The organism is Pseudomonas sp. efr-133-TYG-23 (assembly GCF_030209215.1).
In the GTDB taxonomy this organism is placed as follows: domain Bacteria; phylum Pseudomonadota; class Gammaproteobacteria; order Pseudomonadales; family Pseudomonadaceae; genus Aquipseudomonas; species Aquipseudomonas rhodesiae.
This window is the reverse complement of the sequence record NZ_JARVSL010000039.1, coordinates 36,079-50,831: the sequence shown is the minus strand read 5'-3', so window position 1 is coordinate 50,831 and position 14,753 is coordinate 36,079. Positions and strand designations below refer to the sequence as shown.

The 14,753-nt window shown below is 57.6% G+C and carries 20 protein-coding genes and 1 tRNA gene; 18 read left to right on the top strand and 3 right to left on the bottom strand.

Annotation, left to right across the window (positions count from 1 at the left end; all coding sequences use genetic code 11):
• Positions 1–3 precede the first annotated feature (3 nt).
• The 18 genes from lolB (at position 4) to QRN41_RS23230 (ending at position 12,589) form a co-directional block, all read left to right on the top strand.
• Entirely contained in the window at positions 4–621 is a 618-nt protein-coding gene (gene lolB / locus QRN41_RS23315) for a lipoprotein insertase outer membrane protein LolB (protein WP_123480734.1), read from the top strand.
• Between the two features lie 49 nt (positions 622–670).
• The gene (gene ispE, locus QRN41_RS23310; RefSeq protein ID WP_231980936.1) at positions 671–1,474 is read left to right on the top strand and encodes a 4-(cytidine 5'-diphospho)-2-C-methyl-D-erythritol kinase; all 804 of its coding nucleotides are present in this window, start codon (positions 671–673) and stop codon (positions 1,472–1,474) included.
• A gap of 37 nt (positions 1,475–1,511) precedes the next feature.
• A tRNA-Gln gene (locus QRN41_RS23305) sits at positions 1,512–1,586 on the top strand.
• A 46-nt stretch (positions 1,587–1,632) separates the two neighbouring features.
• Positions 1,633–2,574, top strand: coding sequence for a ribose-phosphate pyrophosphokinase (locus QRN41_RS23300; protein WP_003171603.1), 942 nt, complete (start codon positions 1,633–1,635; stop codon positions 2,572–2,574).
• A gap of 137 nt (positions 2,575–2,711) precedes the next feature.
• Complete coding sequence (locus tag QRN41_RS23295; protein WP_034136795.1) at positions 2,712–3,308, top strand: 50S ribosomal protein L25/general stress protein Ctc; 597 nt, start codon at positions 2,712–2,714, stop codon at positions 3,306–3,308.
• Between the two features lie 167 nt (positions 3,309–3,475).
• The gene (gene pth / locus QRN41_RS23290; RefSeq protein WP_034095780.1) at positions 3,476–4,060 is read left to right on the top strand and encodes an aminoacyl-tRNA hydrolase; all 585 of its coding nucleotides are present in this window, start codon (positions 3,476–3,478) and stop codon (positions 4,058–4,060) included.
• A gap of 21 nt (positions 4,061–4,081) precedes the next feature.
• Entirely contained in the window at positions 4,082–5,182 is a 1,101-nt protein-coding gene (gene ychF, locus QRN41_RS23285) for a redox-regulated ATPase YchF (RefSeq protein ID WP_034095779.1), read from the top strand.
• Between the two features lie 316 nt (positions 5,183–5,498).
• Positions 5,499–6,422 carry a sigma 54-interacting transcriptional regulator gene (locus QRN41_RS23280; RefSeq protein ID WP_285422180.1) on the top strand — a complete coding sequence of 308 codons (924 nt, stop codon included), beginning with the start codon at positions 5,499–5,501 and terminating at the stop codon, positions 6,420–6,422.
• A 105-nt stretch (positions 6,423–6,527) separates the two neighbouring features.
• The gene (locus QRN41_RS23275; RefSeq protein WP_134743006.1) at positions 6,528–6,767 is read left to right on the top strand and encodes a hypothetical protein; all 240 of its coding nucleotides are present in this window, start codon (positions 6,528–6,530) and stop codon (positions 6,765–6,767) included.
• Positions 6,768–6,868: 101 nt separating this feature from the next.
• Positions 6,869–7,237: a hypothetical protein gene (locus QRN41_RS23270; RefSeq protein ID WP_285422179.1), complete on the top strand. Its 369-nt coding sequence runs from the start codon at positions 6,869–6,871 to the stop codon at positions 7,235–7,237.
• Positions 7,238–7,243: 6 nt separating this feature from the next.
• Positions 7,244–8,041: a type III secretion system inner membrane ring lipoprotein SctJ gene (gene sctJ, locus QRN41_RS23265; protein ID WP_034136818.1), complete on the top strand. Its 798-nt coding sequence runs from the start codon at positions 7,244–7,246 to the stop codon at positions 8,039–8,041.
• Complete coding sequence (locus QRN41_RS23260) at positions 8,038–8,595, top strand: type III secretion protein (RefSeq protein WP_123480736.1); 558 nt, start codon at positions 8,038–8,040, stop codon at positions 8,593–8,595. Before sctJ ends, QRN41_RS23260 begins: the two co-directional genes overlap by 4 nt.
• Positions 8,596–8,597: 2 nt before the next feature.
• Entirely contained in the window at positions 8,598–9,212 is a 615-nt protein-coding gene (gene sctL, locus QRN41_RS23255; protein ID WP_167417784.1) for a type III secretion system stator protein SctL, read from the top strand.
• Between the two features lie 45 nt (positions 9,213–9,257).
• A complete protein-coding gene (locus QRN41_RS23250) occupies positions 9,258–9,476 on the top strand; it encodes a hypothetical protein (protein WP_167417785.1) in 219 nt (72 codons plus the stop codon).
• 1 nt (position 9,477) lies between these two features.
• A complete protein-coding gene (locus QRN41_RS23245; protein ID WP_034136791.1) occupies positions 9,478–9,870 on the top strand; it encodes a type III secretion protein in 393 nt (130 codons plus the stop codon).
• 42 nt (positions 9,871–9,912) lie between these two features.
• Positions 9,913–12,027: a type III secretion system outer membrane ring subunit SctC gene (gene sctC / locus QRN41_RS23240; RefSeq protein WP_376782716.1), complete on the top strand. Its 2,115-nt coding sequence runs from the start codon at positions 9,913–9,915 to the stop codon at positions 12,025–12,027.
• On the top strand, positions 12,024–12,227 hold the full coding sequence (gene hrpT, locus QRN41_RS23235; protein ID WP_034136789.1) for an HrpT family type III secretion system protein: 204 nt from the start codon (positions 12,024–12,026) through the stop codon (positions 12,225–12,227). Before sctC ends, hrpT begins: the two co-directional genes overlap by 4 nt.
• Before the next feature lie 11 nt (positions 12,228–12,238).
• On the top strand, positions 12,239–12,589 hold the full coding sequence (locus QRN41_RS23230; RefSeq protein ID WP_034136816.1) for a hypothetical protein: 351 nt from the start codon (positions 12,239–12,241) through the stop codon (positions 12,587–12,589).
• Here the strand turns inward: QRN41_RS23230 and sctU are convergent, their stop codons facing one another.
• Genes sctU through sctS form a run of 3 tightly spaced genes read right to left on the bottom strand, consistent with a single transcriptional unit; the run spans position 12,590 to position 14,746 of the window.
• Positions 12,590–13,687: a type III secretion system export apparatus subunit SctU gene (sctU, locus tag QRN41_RS23225; protein WP_285422177.1), complete on the bottom strand. Its 1,098-nt coding sequence runs from the start codon at positions 13,685–13,687 to the stop codon at positions 12,590–12,592.
• Entirely contained in the window at positions 13,684–14,472 is a 789-nt protein-coding gene (sctT, locus tag QRN41_RS23220; protein WP_034136787.1) for a type III secretion system export apparatus subunit SctT, read from the bottom strand. Before sctT ends, sctU begins: the two co-directional genes overlap by 4 nt.
• Positions 14,473–14,482: 10 nt before the next feature.
• Entirely contained in the window at positions 14,483–14,746 is a 264-nt protein-coding gene (gene sctS / locus QRN41_RS23215) for a type III secretion system export apparatus subunit SctS (RefSeq protein ID WP_034095768.1), read from the bottom strand.
• Between the last annotated feature and the right edge of the window lie 7 nt (positions 14,747–14,753).

Below are 14,753 nucleotides of genomic sequence, written 5' to 3'. Positions count from 1 at the left end.
CTTATGTTTTTGCGCCACTTTGTAGTGTTCAGTCTTATCGCCTTGCTCGCCGGTTGCGCTGGCTTTGGCGCCCGTGAATCCGTTGAAGGCCAGGGCAACCCGGCGCAATGGAAGCAGCACAAGAGCCAACTGGCCAGCATCGATGGCTGGCAGATCGAAGGCAAGGTTGGCGTACGCGCGCCGAAAGATTCCGGCAGCGGTACGCTGTTCTGGCTGCAACGCCAGGACTACTACGATATTCGCCTCTCGGGCCCATTGGGCCGAGGTGCGGCGCGGCTGACCGGGCGTCCGGGCCAGGTGAGCCTCGAAGTGGCCAATCAGGGGCGCTACGAAGCGACCTCCCCGGAAGCTCTGCTGGAAGAACAGATTGGCTGGAAACTGCCGGTGTCTCATCTGGTCTGGTGGGTGCGCGGTTTGCCCGCACCGGACAGCAAGAGCCGCCTGAGCCTTAACGGCGACAGTCGTCTGGCCACCCTTGAACAGGATGGCTGGCAAGTTGAGTACCTCAGTTACGTACAACAGAACGGCTATTGGCTGCCCGAACGCATCAAATTGCACGGCACGGACCTGGACGTCACGCTGGTGATCAAGGACTGGCAACCGCGCAAATTGGGGCAATAACGTGACCGCAGAAAAACTGACCCTGCCCTCTCCGGCCAAACTCAATTTGATGCTGCATATTCTTGGACGCCGTGAAGACGGCTACCACGAGCTGCAGACGCTGTTTCAATTTCTCGATTACGGCGACGAACTGACCTTCGCCGTACGCGACGACGGCGTGATCCAGTTGCATACCGAATTCGAAGGCGTGCCCCACGACAACAATCTGATCGTGCGAGCCGCGAAAAAACTCCAAGAGCAATCCGGCAGCTCACTCGGCATCGACATCTGGATCGATAAAATTTTGCCCATGGGCGGTGGGATCGGCGGTGGCAGCTCGAATGCCGCGACTACGCTGCTGGGCCTGAACCACTTGTGGCAGCTCGGCTGGGACCCTGATCGCCTGGCTGCGCTGGGCCTGACGCTGGGGGCCGACGTCCCGGTTTTCGTTCGCGGGCACGCGGCTTTTGCCGAAGGCGTAGGGGAAAAACTGACCCCTGTAGAGCCCGAAGAGCCTTGGTATGTGGTCCTTGTCCCGCAAGTCTCTGTAAGTACAGCAGAAATTTTTTCAGATCCGCTGTTGACACGTAACTCTCCTCCCATTAAAGTGCGCCCCGTTCCCAAGGGAAACAGTCGAAATGACTGCTTACCGGTTGTAGCAAGGCGTTATCCAGAGGTACGTAACGCTTTGAATTTGCTAGGTAAATTTACCGAAGCAAAATTAACCGGAACTGGAAGTTGTGTGTTTGGGGGCTTCCCAAGCAAAGCTGAAGCTGATAAAGTCTCGGCCCTTCTTACAGAGACCCTTACAGGGTTTGTAGCAAAGGGAAGCAACGTTTCGATGTTGCATCGCAAGCTGCAAAGTCTGCTCTAAAAGGAATCGAGTACTGGGTACTCGTTGCAACAGATACAGGGGCGTCGCCAAGCGGTAAGGCAGCAGGTTTTGATCCTGCCATGCGTTGGTTCGAATCCAGCCGCCCCTGCCATTTTCCTATACTCATCCAGGTTACCCTCAGCCTCTAGGTACTGCGCGTGTCCAAGATGATGGTCTTTACGGGGAACGCTAACCCCGATCTGGCTCGACGTGTCGTACGTCAGCTGCATATCCCTCTCGGTGACATCTCTGTCGGTAAATTCTCCGACGGCGAAATTACAGCCGAGATCAATGAAAACGTCCGCGGTAAAGATGTCTTCATTATTCAGCCGACCTGCGCTCCGACCAACGATAACCTGATGGAACTCGTCGTGATGGCTGATGCCTTCCGCCGCTCCTCAGCGACTCGAATCACAGCTGTAATCCCTTACTTTGGTTATGCCCGTCAGGATCGCCGTCCGCGTTCCGCGCGTGTGGCTATCAGCGCGAAAGTCGTGGCTGACATGCTGACCGTGGTAGGCATCGACCGTGTTCTCACGGTTGACCTGCACGCTGACCAAATCCAGGGGTTCTTCGATATTCCGGTAGATAACATCTACGGCTCCCCCGTTCTGGTGGATGACATCGAAGACCAGCGCTTTGAAAACCTGATGATTGTGTCCCCGGACATTGGTGGCGTCGTGCGTGCACGGGCTGTTGCCAAATCCCTGGGCGTGGACCTCGGGATCATCGACAAACGCCGTGAAAAAGCCAATCACTCTGAAGTGATGCATATCATCGGTGATGTCGAAGGGCGTACCTGTATTCTGGTTGATGACATGGTCGACACCGCCGGCACCCTGTGCCACGCGGCGAAAGCCTTGAAAGAGCACGGTGCGGCTAAAGTCTTCGCCTACTGCACACACCCTGTGCTGTCGGGCCGAGCGATCGAGAACATCGAGAATTCCGTGCTGGACGAACTGGTGGTGACCAACACCATCCCGTTGTCCGCCGCCGCTCAAGCCTGTGCGCGTATCCGTCAATTGGATATCGCACCGGTCGTTGCTGAGGCGGTTCGCCGCATCAGCAACGAAGAATCGATCAGCGCGATGTTCCGTTAAGGGTTACCCCTTCGTAACAAAGCACTGACGAAAAGCGCCCCGCCCCAGCATTGTGTTGGGGCGGGGCTTTTTTGCCCATATCGAGTTTGGCGCTGGTCGCAAACGCCACTCGATGATGGCTATTTTGGAGATACAAAATGACTGAATTTACTCTGAACGCCCAAGCGCGTACTGACCTGGGGAAAGGTGCGAGCCGCCGCCTGCGTCACGCCGCTAACATTCCTGCTGTTGTATACGGCGGTAGCAAGCCTGCTGAATCCGTGACCATTCTGGCCAAAGAAATCGCCAAGCTGTTCGAAAACGAAGCTGCCTACAGCCACGTTATCGAGCTGAACGTCGACGGCACCAAGCAGAACGTCATCGTTAAAGCAATGCAGCGTCACCCTTCCAAGCAGTTCATCATGCACGCCGACTTCGTTCGCGTTGTAGCTGGCCAGAAACTGACCGCTATCGTGCCTGTGCACTTTGTTGGTGAAGAAGCTCCGGTCAAGAAAGGCGGCGAGATCTCTCACGTCCTGAACGAAATCGAAGTGACCTGCCTGCCGAAAGACCTGCCTGAGTTCATCGAAGTCGACCTGTCGGCTCTGGAAGTCGGCGCCATCGTTCACCTGTCCGACATCAAGGCGCCAAAAGGCGTTGAGTTCGTTGCACTGGCTCACGGTGATGACAAAGCAGTTGCCAACGTACACGCTCCACGCGTTGCTCCAGAAGCTGAAGAAGGCGCTGCAGAGTAATTCACTCTGTCTTGCCGGAGCTTGAGGAAACATCGCGGACCGAAACGTAGCGAGAAAGCGGGCGATAACGCGGCGTTTACTCTTGAGTAAATGATCTTTGTCGTCCACTTTCGCCGCATGCAGGTCGCGGCGATGTTATCCACAACTCCAAAGGAAGGGCCCCTGTCGTGACTGCCATTAAACTGATCGTTGGCCTGGGAAATCCAGGCGCCGAATACGAACAGACCCGGCATAACGCGGGGGCCCTTTTTGTTGAGCGCATCGCCCACGCCCAAGGTGTCAACCTGGTGGCCGATCGCAAGTATTTTGGCCTGACCGGACGCTTCTCGCATCAAGGTCAGGATGTTCGTCTGCTGATTCCCACCACTTACATGAACCGCAGCGGCCAGGCTGTCGCGGCGCTTGCGGGTTTCTTCCGGATCAAACCCGAAGAAATCCTGGTGGCCCATGACGAGCTGGACCTGCCACCCGGCGTCGCCAAGCTCAAACAGGGCGGCGGGCATGGTGGTCACAATGGCCTGCGCGACATCATCGCGCAGCTGGGCAATCAGAATACCTTTTACCGCCTGCGGCTCGGCATCGGCCATCCGGGCGTTGCCAGTATGGTTTCAAATTTCGTCCTGGGTCGTGCGCCACGCGCCGAACAGGAAAAACTCGATGCCAGCATCGATTTTGCCCTCGGCGTGCTGCCGGATATCCTCGCCGGTGAATGGAACCGTGCGATGAAAAACCTGCACAGCCAGAAGGCCTGACTCTTACCGAGGGGAAACACCATGGGATTCAATTGCGGCATCGTCGGCCTGCCCAACGTCGGCAAATCCACCCTGTTCAACGCCCTGACCAAGTCCGGTATTGCGGCGGAGAACTTCCCCTTCTGCACCATCGAACCCAACAGTGGCATCGTGCCTATGCCCGATCCGCGCCTGGACGCATTGGCGGCCATCGTCAATCCCAAGCGCATCCTGCCGACCACCATGGAATTCGTCGATATCGCGGGCCTGGTGGCCGGCGCGTCGAAAGGCGAGGGCCTGGGTAACAAGTTCCTGGCCAACATCCGTGAGACCGACGCCATCGCCCACGTGGTCCGCTGCTTTGAAGACGAGAACGTGATTCACGTCTCCAACAGCGTCGACCCGAAACGCGACATCGAGATCATCGACCTGGAACTGATCTTCGCCGACCTCGACAGCTGCGAAAAACAACTGCAGAAAGTTGCGCGTAACGCCAAGGGCGGCGACAAGGATGCCGTGGTCCAGAAAGGGCTGCTTGAGCAGTTGATCGCCCACTTCACCGAAGGCAAACCTGCGCGCAGCCTGATGAAGAACATGGGTGCCGACGAGAAAGCTGTGATCAAAGGCTTCCACCTGCTGACCACCAAGCCTGTGATGTACATCGCCAACGTGGCTGAAGACGGCTTCGAGAACAACCCGCTGCTCGACGTGGTCAAGGCCATTGCCGACGAAGAAGGCGCCATGGTTGTTCCGGTGTGCAACAAGATCGAAGCGGAAATCGCCGAACTTGAAGACGGCGAAGAAAAAGACATGTTCCTCGAGGCCCTGGGCCTGGAAGAGCCTGGCCTGAACCGCGTGATCCGGGCCGGTTACGAAATGCTCAATCTGCAAACCTACTTCACCGCGGGTGTCGAAGAAGTCCGCGCCTGGACCGTCAAGGTTGGTGCCACCGCACCACAGGCTGCCGGTGTGATCCACACCGACTTCGAAAAAGGCTTTATCCGTGCTGAGGTGATCGCTTACAACGACTTCATCCAGTACAAGGGTGAGGCCGGTGCCAAGGAAGCAGGTAAGTGGCGTTTGGAAGGTAAGGAATACATCGTTAAAGATGGCGATGTGATGCACTTCCGTTTCAACGTGTAATCGCTACTCGCGGTTTACGCCGAATATAAAAAGCCGATGCACTGCATCGGCTTTTTTGTGGGCGACGACTTTACGAATACTCTGACACAACAGATCAGTCTAAATACAAACAGTTTTCAGACTCTGCCTACTCTCCCCTGCACCGCTCTACTTAATACGTTCAGCGCCCGAAAACTATCAAACTTATCCCACATGACTTCGGCAACTAATCACCCTAAGGACCGGTGATAACTGTTATAAAATTCGCTCTATTGTGCAGAGCCTGCACGTTGTCTTTTCGACAGTGAAGCAAGAGCGAGTATGGAGTAATAATCCGATGTCGGCGCTTGACCACATGGAAAACGAAACAAGCACTTCACTCATTGAAGACGCTGACATTGAACATGTCTTGAGCAGCACTGCCCCCCTCAACGTTGACATCCTGTTGCTGGGAGAAACCGGCACCGGCAAAGATACCTTGGCACAACGCATTCATCGGCTATCAGGGCGACGGGGCAACCTGGTCGCGGTCAATTGCGCAGCCATTCCGGAGACCCTGGCGGAGAGTCAACTGTTTGGAGTCAACAGCGGCGCGTACACCGGCGCCGTGCAATCACGGGCAGGCTTCATCGAAGCCGCGCACCTGGGCACCTTGTACCTGGATGAAATCGACAGCTTGCCGCTCTCGCTCCAGGCCAAGCTGCTGCGAGTACTGGAGGCTCGTGGCGTTGAGCGCTTGGGTTCAACCCGCTTCATTCCGGTGGATATGCGTGTTATAGCGTCTGCCCAGCAGCTGCTGCATAAAATGGTCGAGCGAGGAGCGTTCAGGCGTGATCTTTATTTCCGCCTGAATGTGGTCACCATCCAGCTCGCACCACTGCGTGAGCGCCGTGAACGCATTATCCCTTTATTCTTGAGCATGCTCAGGCAGGAGGCCGAGCGATTCAAACGCCCACCACCTTCACCACCCTGCACGCTGCTGCTGCAACTGCTTGGCTATTCCTGGCTGGGTAACGTGCGTGAATTGCGCTCGGCCGCCAAGCGCTGCGTACTGGGACTGCCACCGCTGTGTGGGCCGGCCATGCCGGATGAAGGGGTCGAGATAGGCCTCAAGGGCCGCCTTCAACAGATTGAAAAGACGCTGATTGAAGAGTCTCTGCAGCGGCACGAACACAATGTGGACCGTGTGGCAGTCGAGTTAGGCGTGGCCAAACGCACGCTTTACTACCGAATGAAACAACTTCATATTTTGTTGGATTAACCCCCAGGCAATCAACTAATAACTCGAAACATTTGCACGAAAAACTTCAGGAACGCCATCCACATCAACGGCCACATAGTTAGTGCCAGCAGCGATTCAAATATTATGAATCAAACTGGTAAACCCACTATCTTTATTGCAGGCATCTCTGGAGAACACCCAATGACGATACCCTCCAACACTGGCTATAACCCTTATCCGGTTGGCAATGGTTATGGCTCAGGCGCACCGAGTTTGGAACAAACCACCGAAGGGTCTAAAGAAGACAACAAAAAGATCGCAGAGTTGGCTCGAGAAGCTAGGTGGCAAACCGGCTTGAAGAGTGTTGCTGATACCTACCGTTAAGAATGGCCAGCTTCCCCGAGGCAATCATTCGGGGAAGTTTTCTACACCGGCGACGCTGACCCAGCGTCGCCCTCCTGAGCCCTTGATGCAAAAGGTCTGGCATGCAAATCAAAACCGTTTTTTCCGCAGAGCATGACGACACTGGCAGCGCACACAGATCAGTTGAATATTCACCCGCACCGCCTGCCGATATCCATCTCTTCACCTCAGCCCTGGCACAGCCAACCCCCCTGGCTACCACCACGCATCGGGCTGAACGGAGCAGCCTGCTGGCAGACGCGTCAGACGCGCTCGCCCACTCAACAGAACGCATGGGCAAAAGTTTGCGCGCCCTCAGTAAAAAAAATAACGAGCGTGCAATGCGGGACTACCCTAGCCACCTTTCCAACACCTTGCTGCTGACTCACATCCTGGTCAAGAGTGTCGGGAAAACCGCCCAAGGCCTCGATAAAATCAGCAATTTGCAGTAGATGGGCATGAAGTCCCTCCTCCCCGCTCTGCTGCTTTTATGGCTCGCCTTCATGCTGAACGGTTGCAGTGAGCGCGTCGAACTCCACCGCCAATTATCCGAACAGGAAGCCAACGAGGTCATTGCTGAATTGGCTGACAAACATATCCGCGCACAAAAAGTGCCTGCTAAAGACGGTGTTGTCGTGGTCGTCAATGCCATCGACATCGGTCGTGCCGTGCGTACGTTGGAGGCGGTCGGATTGCCCAAGGTCGCACGTACCACATTGGGCGATACGTTTCGCAAGGACGGCGTCATTTCAACACCACTGGAGGAGCGGGCTCGGTACATCTATGCCCTGTCCCAGGAACTTGAGGCGACCTTGTCGAACATTGACGGTGTCATCATCGCCCGGGTGCATGTGGTGCTTCCAGAGCGCATCGCGCCGGGAGAACCGGTGCAACCGGCCTCTGCTTCGGTTTTCATCAAGCATGATCCGCGGCTAGACCCCGATAATATCCGTTCTCGGGTTCGCCGAATGGTTGCCAGCAGCATCCCGGGAATGTCCACGGCGGTGGATAACCCGCAAAAGCTCACGGTGGTCTTCGTGCCTTCAATCGTCTATCAAGAGCAACGGCAGCTGACGTATTTCGGACCGTTCTTGATACCCGCAGATGACCTCGGTTTTTGGCGCGCCAGCATGACCCTTACGTTGGTTGCCATCGTGATGACGACGGCCGCGTTACTCTTCCTGCGCAACCGGCGACAGCGGGCAATCCAAGCTGCGGCCGGCTACTCCGATAATTCGCAAGCGACCCACCCGTGAGTGAACACCTGAGCTGGGCGCAATGGTGGGCGCGTCCTTGGAGGTCGGCGCACGATGACTGGCATACCCTCGGCGACCCAGTAATCAACGCGCTGCGCCTTATCGACGCCCCAGTGAACTGTACCGTCGAAGGGATTACCCCAGGCCTGCCCCCTGCTCCTCACCCCACGCTGCTCAAGCTGGCCTTGGCGTCGGTCTCGGAACTCGATTTCGTGCTCGACTTGATTGACAGCATTTGTAGGCCGCAAACCACCACCGCCTTGCAGGAGGATCATCACCTATGGTGCAAGCGAATTGCCAAGGCCTTGCCCCCGCAAACACTGTTACCTGCAGACGATCCTTTGCAACTGCTGCGTGCATGGGTTGAGCCTCCCGTCTGGCAACGCCTTCGATTGCGCTTTTGCTTTGCGCGTGTGCTCGAACTGGAAAGAAGCCACCGCCCATACGTCGGCGATGCGAGTCGCCTGGATACCCTGTGGCAAGCCGTGGTGTGGCGCATGACAACACCCACCAGCACTCGCGTGGTGCCTGCGCCCCACGCAATGGACGACTGACGATGCTCTGCCGACGCAAAATCACGCTGCCGCCCGACGCCCATAGCCTGTCGCACGGGCTGATTCCCAGAGAGGTGCTCGCTGACTGCACCCAAGCCGAACACCTGTTAACCCGCGCCAAGGCTCAGGCTGACGCGTTGCTCAACCGCGCACAACTCAGCCGCGAGGCGCTTTTGGAGCAGGCGGGCCAGGCGTTCTGGCAACGCGCCAACGCACAGCTGCATCGATGGGAAAACGAGCAAAAAGCATTGTGCGACAACCTGGAGCGGTACATCACAGGGGTCGTCAACCAGGCGATCAGGCACCTGCTTGACGAGACGCCGCAGCCACAACGCCTGGCAGCGCTGCTCAAGCAATTGCTGGCAAGCCAGGTACCGGAGGTGAATGCGCTCCTGTTGTGTCATCCACGGGAAATCGAGGCACTCAAACATTGCCTCAGCCGCCATGACGCCGCGCGTTGGAGAGTTCAGCCAGACGACACCATCAGCACTCAAACCCTCGTTCTGAAAACCGACGAAGGCGACTTTCACATCAATTGGGCCTCCATGCTTGCCCCGTTTTCCAAAGAAGGTGATCGGGCTCCACTGGCTGGCCTGGCGCAATCAACTTGGAACTGAATAGCCAGCACTGACCACAGAGGTGAGGTCTATCAGGAGAGAATTATGGACTTCTATAACGGCTTCAAACGTGAGCTTCTGGGCCAAGTTAAGGCTGACACCCTGCGTTATAAAACCATCGAGCAGTCCCCTGCGGAGACCTCAGAGGACATGCTGATGTTTTACGAGAGCATGTTTAAAAGGCATCACTCCGATTGGGCGTTCAACGAGCACAGCCGGGTCAACTACATGCTGTTCAAAACCGCACTGGACGGTGTGCCATAAGTTGGAAGATCAACTTATTGACTGGTTGGGCGGCGACTCAGAACAGATGCTCGTCCTCGAGAACAACGATGAAATTATCCTGAAACGTCACGGCGACGCCGTGTTGATCTGCGTTCAACTGACGTCCCGTCGGCCGGATCACGCACCGTTGCACTGTTGGCTGCGACTGGGTGCGGTCAGCCTGAATCACTTTCAAGGCTCGCTTGCCCAAGCGCCTGACAGTGGCGCGCTCTGGTTGGTCCAATGCCTGCGCACCGACCCGCACGAGACATCGTTGCTCAACAGCCTCGAAGCCCTGCTCAACCAACGCGACACGTGGCGCTCGACGGTCGCGCGCCTTGCCCTGCCGGCTCATCAATCCAAACCTACTTCGTTACGTTCGCTGTCGTATTAACCAGAGAACTCTATGTACAACAAGACCCAGAGCTATAACCGCATGCCTATTGCCTTGCCCGGAACATCGTCAAGGCTTGCCACCTGGCGTTGCCTGCTCACACTCCCCTGGTTGCTGATACCTGCGCAAAGCGTCCTGGCCGCCATTCCCCCGGAGTGGAAAAACACCGCCTACGCCTATGAGGCCGAACACAAACCACTACGGGAAGTCCTCGAAGACTTCGCCCAGACCTTTGGCACGCAACTGCACATCGAGGGCCTGCTGGAGGGGGACGTCAACGGCAAGATCCGCGCGAACACCCCACAGTCACTACTGGACAGACTAGGTGTCGAACACCGTTTCCAGTGGTACCTCTACAACAACACGCTTTACATCAGCACGCTGGATCAGCAGGAGTCAGCACGCCTGGAGGTCTCATCAGAGACGATTTCCGACCTCAAGCAGGCGTTGACCGATATCGGACTGCTCGATAGCCGTTTCGGTTGGGGAGAGTTGCCCGAAGACGGGGTCGTACTCGTCTCCGGCCCCAAGCGCTATATCGAACAGATCAAGCAGTTCAGCAGCCAGCGCCGCTCACCGGATGAAAAACAGAGCGTGTTGAGTTACCCGTTGAAGTTTGCCAATGCAACGGACCGCCAGGTGGATTACCGCGGAGAAAAACTCAACATTCCCGGTGTCGCCAGCATTTTACGCGGGCTGCTGGAACCACGCTCCACTTCGAAGCTTTCGGGGCTCTCGAGTCTGAGCCAGCGCCCAGCCTCCCCCCCCGCGCCGCTCACACCCAACATTCCCCGGTTAGGCAACCCGTTGCTGGGCCAGATGCTCGGTGCTAACGCCAACCCGACATCACTGGACACCGGCCCCGCGCTCACCCCGCGCGCCCCGGTTTCCAACAGTCGGATCAGGGTTGAAGCCGATTTGCGCAATAACGCGGTGCTGATTTACGACTTGCCGGAACGCCAGGCCATGTACCGCGAGCTGATCACCCAACTCGATGTGGCGCGCAAGCTGGTGGAAATCGACGCGATCATCCTCGATATCGAGCGCACGCAATTGCGGGAGTTCGGGGTCAACTGGGGGTTCCAGAACAGCCGGTTCCGCGGCGGGGCCAATCTGGCACCGGGCACGTCGTCACAGTTGTCGATCGAACACCGCGATCGCTTCTATGCGGACATTCGTGCCCTGGAGGCCAAGGGCCTGGCGACCATGGTCTCCAATCCCTCGGTGCTCACGCTGGAAAACCAACCTGCGGTGATCGACTTCAACCGCACGCAGTACCTGACGCCCGGTAGAGAGAATGCAACCATCTTGCCCGTCACTGTGGGAACCAGTTTCCAGGTGGTGCCCCGTGTGATCACCAGCCGTGGCGGCCATCAGATCCATCTGGCGGTGGATATCGAAGACGGCAACTTCGACGAGTCCAACCCCATCCCAGGCAACCTTGATGTGCGCCGCGGCAAGGTTAGTACCCAGGCGGTGATGGCGGAGAAACGTTCGCTGGTGGTCGGTGGCTTCCATGTCACTGAAAACACCGACAAACACAACAAGGTGCCGCTGCTGGGTGATATTCCGCTGTTGGGCAAGGCGCTGTTCTCCTCGACCGAACGGCAGAACAACCGGCGAGAGCGCTTGTTCATCCTGACACCACGGGTCATCGGCGATCAGTCCGACCCGTCACGCTACTTGCCCCAGGCCGACCAGGTTGAATTGCAGAAGGCCCTTGCGCCATTGGCCCGTCGCAATGCCCCTCACCCGCCGGTGATCAAGCGCAGCGATATCATCAGTACCCTGGCGCATTTGGTCAGCGGTGAAGTGCCTAAGCCCTTCAAGGCCGCACCGATGCCGCTGGGCTTGAATACGCTGTGCAGCACCCGCGACTTGCTGGCTCTGAACACCGAGCGTAGCCAATGGTATGCCGGCCCCGAGTACAACGTGGCAGTCGTCGTGCTGCGCAACCAGTTCAATCGCAATGTGCGTATCGACGAAAAGGAATGCAGCAACGCCCAGACCTTGGCCGTCAGCGTGTGGCCGCGTGCCTGGCTCAAGCCGGGTGAAGAAGCCGAGGTTTTTATCGCCATGCGCCCTGTGGTGAAGGATGAACACCGTAGCGTGCCGCGCCCTTCTTTGATCACTCCAGCTCAAAAGGCTATGCCATGAAACACCGCCTACTCTGCGTCACCCTGATCGCCACCGCGTTGCTCGTCGCCGGCTGCACCCCCACCTGCAAGGGCGACTCGTGCTCTCGCCCGCAATCGACCAAGGACAAAATGGTGATCTGGTGGCCACCGCAGATGCGTGTCGAGCCTGGCCCCGCCGGGGAGCGAAAAGACTATCAAACGGTCTCCCTGGAACGATGAGCGCAAAAGAAATGCCCGACGCACAACGCCAGGTGTTTCTGGACAATCTGGTGAGCGGCGCTGCTGCTCACCTACAACTCGCTCCCGGAATCAAAGTATGCGCACTGCAAGCCGGCAAGCAGCCAGGGATGGCTTTGCTCATCGCGCGTGAAGCGCTGCAATCCGGGCAACTGCAACGGGTTCTGGAGCGACGCTTTGAGCATGCATCTCTGTACGATGGCTGCTTTGCCTACCTCGACGCCCAAAACGCTTTGGTGATTTGGCACGCGCTGCCTACGGCGCGTAACGCGCTGGACAAGATCCTCAGCCGGATGTTATCGCTGACTAACCTCAGCGCACTGGACACGACCTCCAGCCGCTGATCAGCGCCGCTCAAGCTCCGGCAACTCCAGGGTTTCGCGTTTGGCTTCGTCATCCAGCTCACGCAAGGTCCGGTAGATCAACGCCACGGCCTGCAAGGTTTCGCGGGGAATGCTGGCACCCAGTTTTTTCTCGTAGAGCGTACGGGCCAACCAAACGCACTGGATCACCGGCACCTCGGCAGCCTTCGCCCGAACGATCAGTCGACGGGCGTCGGCGTCCGTACCTTTGCTGATCAGCAGCGGCAGCGGCGTCTTACCTGGGCGGTAATACAGGGCCACCGCAAAGTGCGTCGGGTTGACCACCAGCATATCGGCCTCCTCCAGCTTGGGCAGCTTGACCTTGGGTTCCTCCTGGGCCAGTTGCTGCGCCAACGCACGACGCTGGCCCTTCACATGAGGGTCGCCCTCCATGTCCTTGTACTCTTTGACGACCTCGACCTGGGTCATGCGCATACGCTTGGCGAAGAAATGCTTCTGTAAAGCCAGGTCGATCAGGGCCAGCACCAATAACAACCCGAGACAGGCATGCAGCAAGTGACGAAACAGGGCGATCAGCCCCAACACGTAACTGGGCAAATCGCTGGTTGCCAGGTTGATCAGAGCACCCAGCGAAGGCCAGACCACCACGTACACCACCAGGCCAATCAGGAATGCCTTGGCGATGCTCATCAACAGATTCATCACCGACTGGGCAGAGAACATTTGTTTGAGCTGGCTGACCGGATTGACGCGATTGAAATCGAGCTTCAGGGCCTCCGGGGCGAACAACAACCCGAATTGCATCCAACTGCTGATCAGCTTCGTCGTGATCGCTACCCCGACCATCAACAGGGCAAACGACGCGAACATCACCAGCCCTTCAACCATCACTTCTTCCAACGCCCGTACAAACGGCTCGTTGAAGCGCGACATCGGCAACGCCATCAATTGCTGGAAGCGCTGAAGGCTGGTTTCGGCGGTCAACAAGGCGATCTCACTGATGGCCGTGAGTACCAGTAACTTAGGGACGTCCTGACTCTGGGCGACCTGGCCCTTCTTACGTTGGTCGCGCAGTTTCTTGGCGGACGCCGGGTGCTTTTTTTCCCCCGAGTCACTCATGAGCCCGTAGCCTTGAACATCAGCCCCAGCGAGTGTTTAAGCTCGCCGAGCTGGAGCATGCGCCCCACGATCAGGTCCTGCAGCAATGCAAAGTACAACAGCACAATACCAATACCTGCCAGACACTTGACCGGCGGCGCCAGCGTACTCACCTGCAGCTGCTGACTGTAAACCCCCAATAATGCGATGCCGAACTCCAGCAACAACAGCACCGCTATGAAGGGCGCGGCGTACAACATCATGTGCGTGAAGGTATCGCCCAGCAGGCCGACGAATACACTCATGCCATTCGGTGCGGGCAGCGGAAACCAAACGGTCGGTGGCCAGATCAAGTAGCTGTCCCAGATCACCTGGGTCAACGCGCCCAAGCCCAGGCTGACCATCAGCAGAAAAATCGCCAGCTGCTTGAATAGATGCCCGATCGGCGTGGCATCCGGCCCCAATGAAGGGTTGAGCTGGCCACCGGCCAACGCACCGCGCTGGTTGTCCAGCAACGCCCCCACGGCTTCGAACATCCAGAACGGCATCGCCAGCAACACGCCCAGCAACAGCCCGAGCGCCACCTCCTTGAGCACCAGCCCGCCGAGCATAAGCGCCGAGTAATCCTGCCCTTGCAGCGCCGCGTGAATACCCGGCGCAGGCATCAATGCCATGACCATCACAATGGTGTGCCGAGGCATCCCGCGTATGTGCTGGAAACAAAACGCCGCCACCAGGATGGCACAGGGGTAAATACGCGCCATGCCGATCAGCAGGCTGGGCAGGAATTCAAGGTAGAGCAGCACAGGCGGGGCCTCAGTTCAGGGCCGAGCGGCCGATCATATCGAAGGTCAGGTTGATCAGTTGGATCAACTCCACACCAATCCAGCGTCCGGTCATGATCAGTGTGATACCCACCGCCACCAGCTTGATGCCAAAGGGCAACGTCTGGTCCTGGACCTGCATCAATGCTTGCACCAGAGACGTCAGCACACCGACCACCACCGCCACGATCAACGGCGGCGCCGACAACACCACCACCAGCAACATGCCTTGCTTGAACAGCACGATCGGGTCCATAAGCCAC

Coding starts and splice junctions, on each gene's coding strand:
- lolB (WP_123480734.1), top strand. CDS start 4: ATGTTTTTGCGCCACTTTGTAGTGTTCAGTCTTATCGCCTTGCTCGCC.
- ispE (WP_231980936.1), top strand. CDS start 671: ATGCTGCATATTCTTGGACGCCGTGAAGACGGCTACCACGAGCTGCAG.
- QRN41_RS23295 (WP_034136795.1), top strand. CDS start 2,712: ATGACTGAATTTACTCTGAACGCCCAAGCGCGTACTGACCTGGGGAAA.
- ychF (WP_034095779.1), top strand. CDS start 4,082: ATGGGATTCAATTGCGGCATCGTCGGCCTGCCCAACGTCGGCAAATCC.
- QRN41_RS23280 (WP_285422180.1), top strand. CDS start 5,499: ATGTCGGCGCTTGACCACATGGAAAACGAAACAAGCACTTCACTCATT.
- QRN41_RS23275 (WP_134743006.1), top strand. CDS start 6,528: ATGAATCAAACTGGTAAACCCACTATCTTTATTGCAGGCATCTCTGGA.
- QRN41_RS23270 (WP_285422179.1), top strand. CDS start 6,869: ATGCAAATCAAAACCGTTTTTTCCGCAGAGCATGACGACACTGGCAGC.
- sctJ (WP_034136818.1), top strand. CDS start 7,244: ATGAAGTCCCTCCTCCCCGCTCTGCTGCTTTTATGGCTCGCCTTCATG.
- sctL (WP_167417784.1), top strand. CDS start 8,598: ATGCTCTGCCGACGCAAAATCACGCTGCCGCCCGACGCCCATAGCCTG.
- QRN41_RS23250 (WP_167417785.1), top strand. CDS start 9,258: ATGGACTTCTATAACGGCTTCAAACGTGAGCTTCTGGGCCAAGTTAAG.
- sctC (WP_376782716.1), top strand. CDS start 9,913: ATGCCTATTGCCTTGCCCGGAACATCGTCAAGGCTTGCCACCTGGCGT.
- hrpT (WP_034136789.1), top strand. CDS start 12,024: ATGAAACACCGCCTACTCTGCGTCACCCTGATCGCCACCGCGTTGCTC.
- QRN41_RS23230 (WP_034136816.1), top strand. CDS start 12,239: ATGCCCGACGCACAACGCCAGGTGTTTCTGGACAATCTGGTGAGCGGC.
- sctU (WP_285422177.1), bottom strand. CDS start 13,687: ATGAGTGACTCGGGGGAAAAAAAGCACCCGGCGTCCGCCAAGAAACTG.
- sctS (WP_034095768.1), bottom strand. CDS start 14,746: ATGGACCCGATCGTGCTGTTCAAGCAAGGCATGTTGCTGGTGGTGGTG.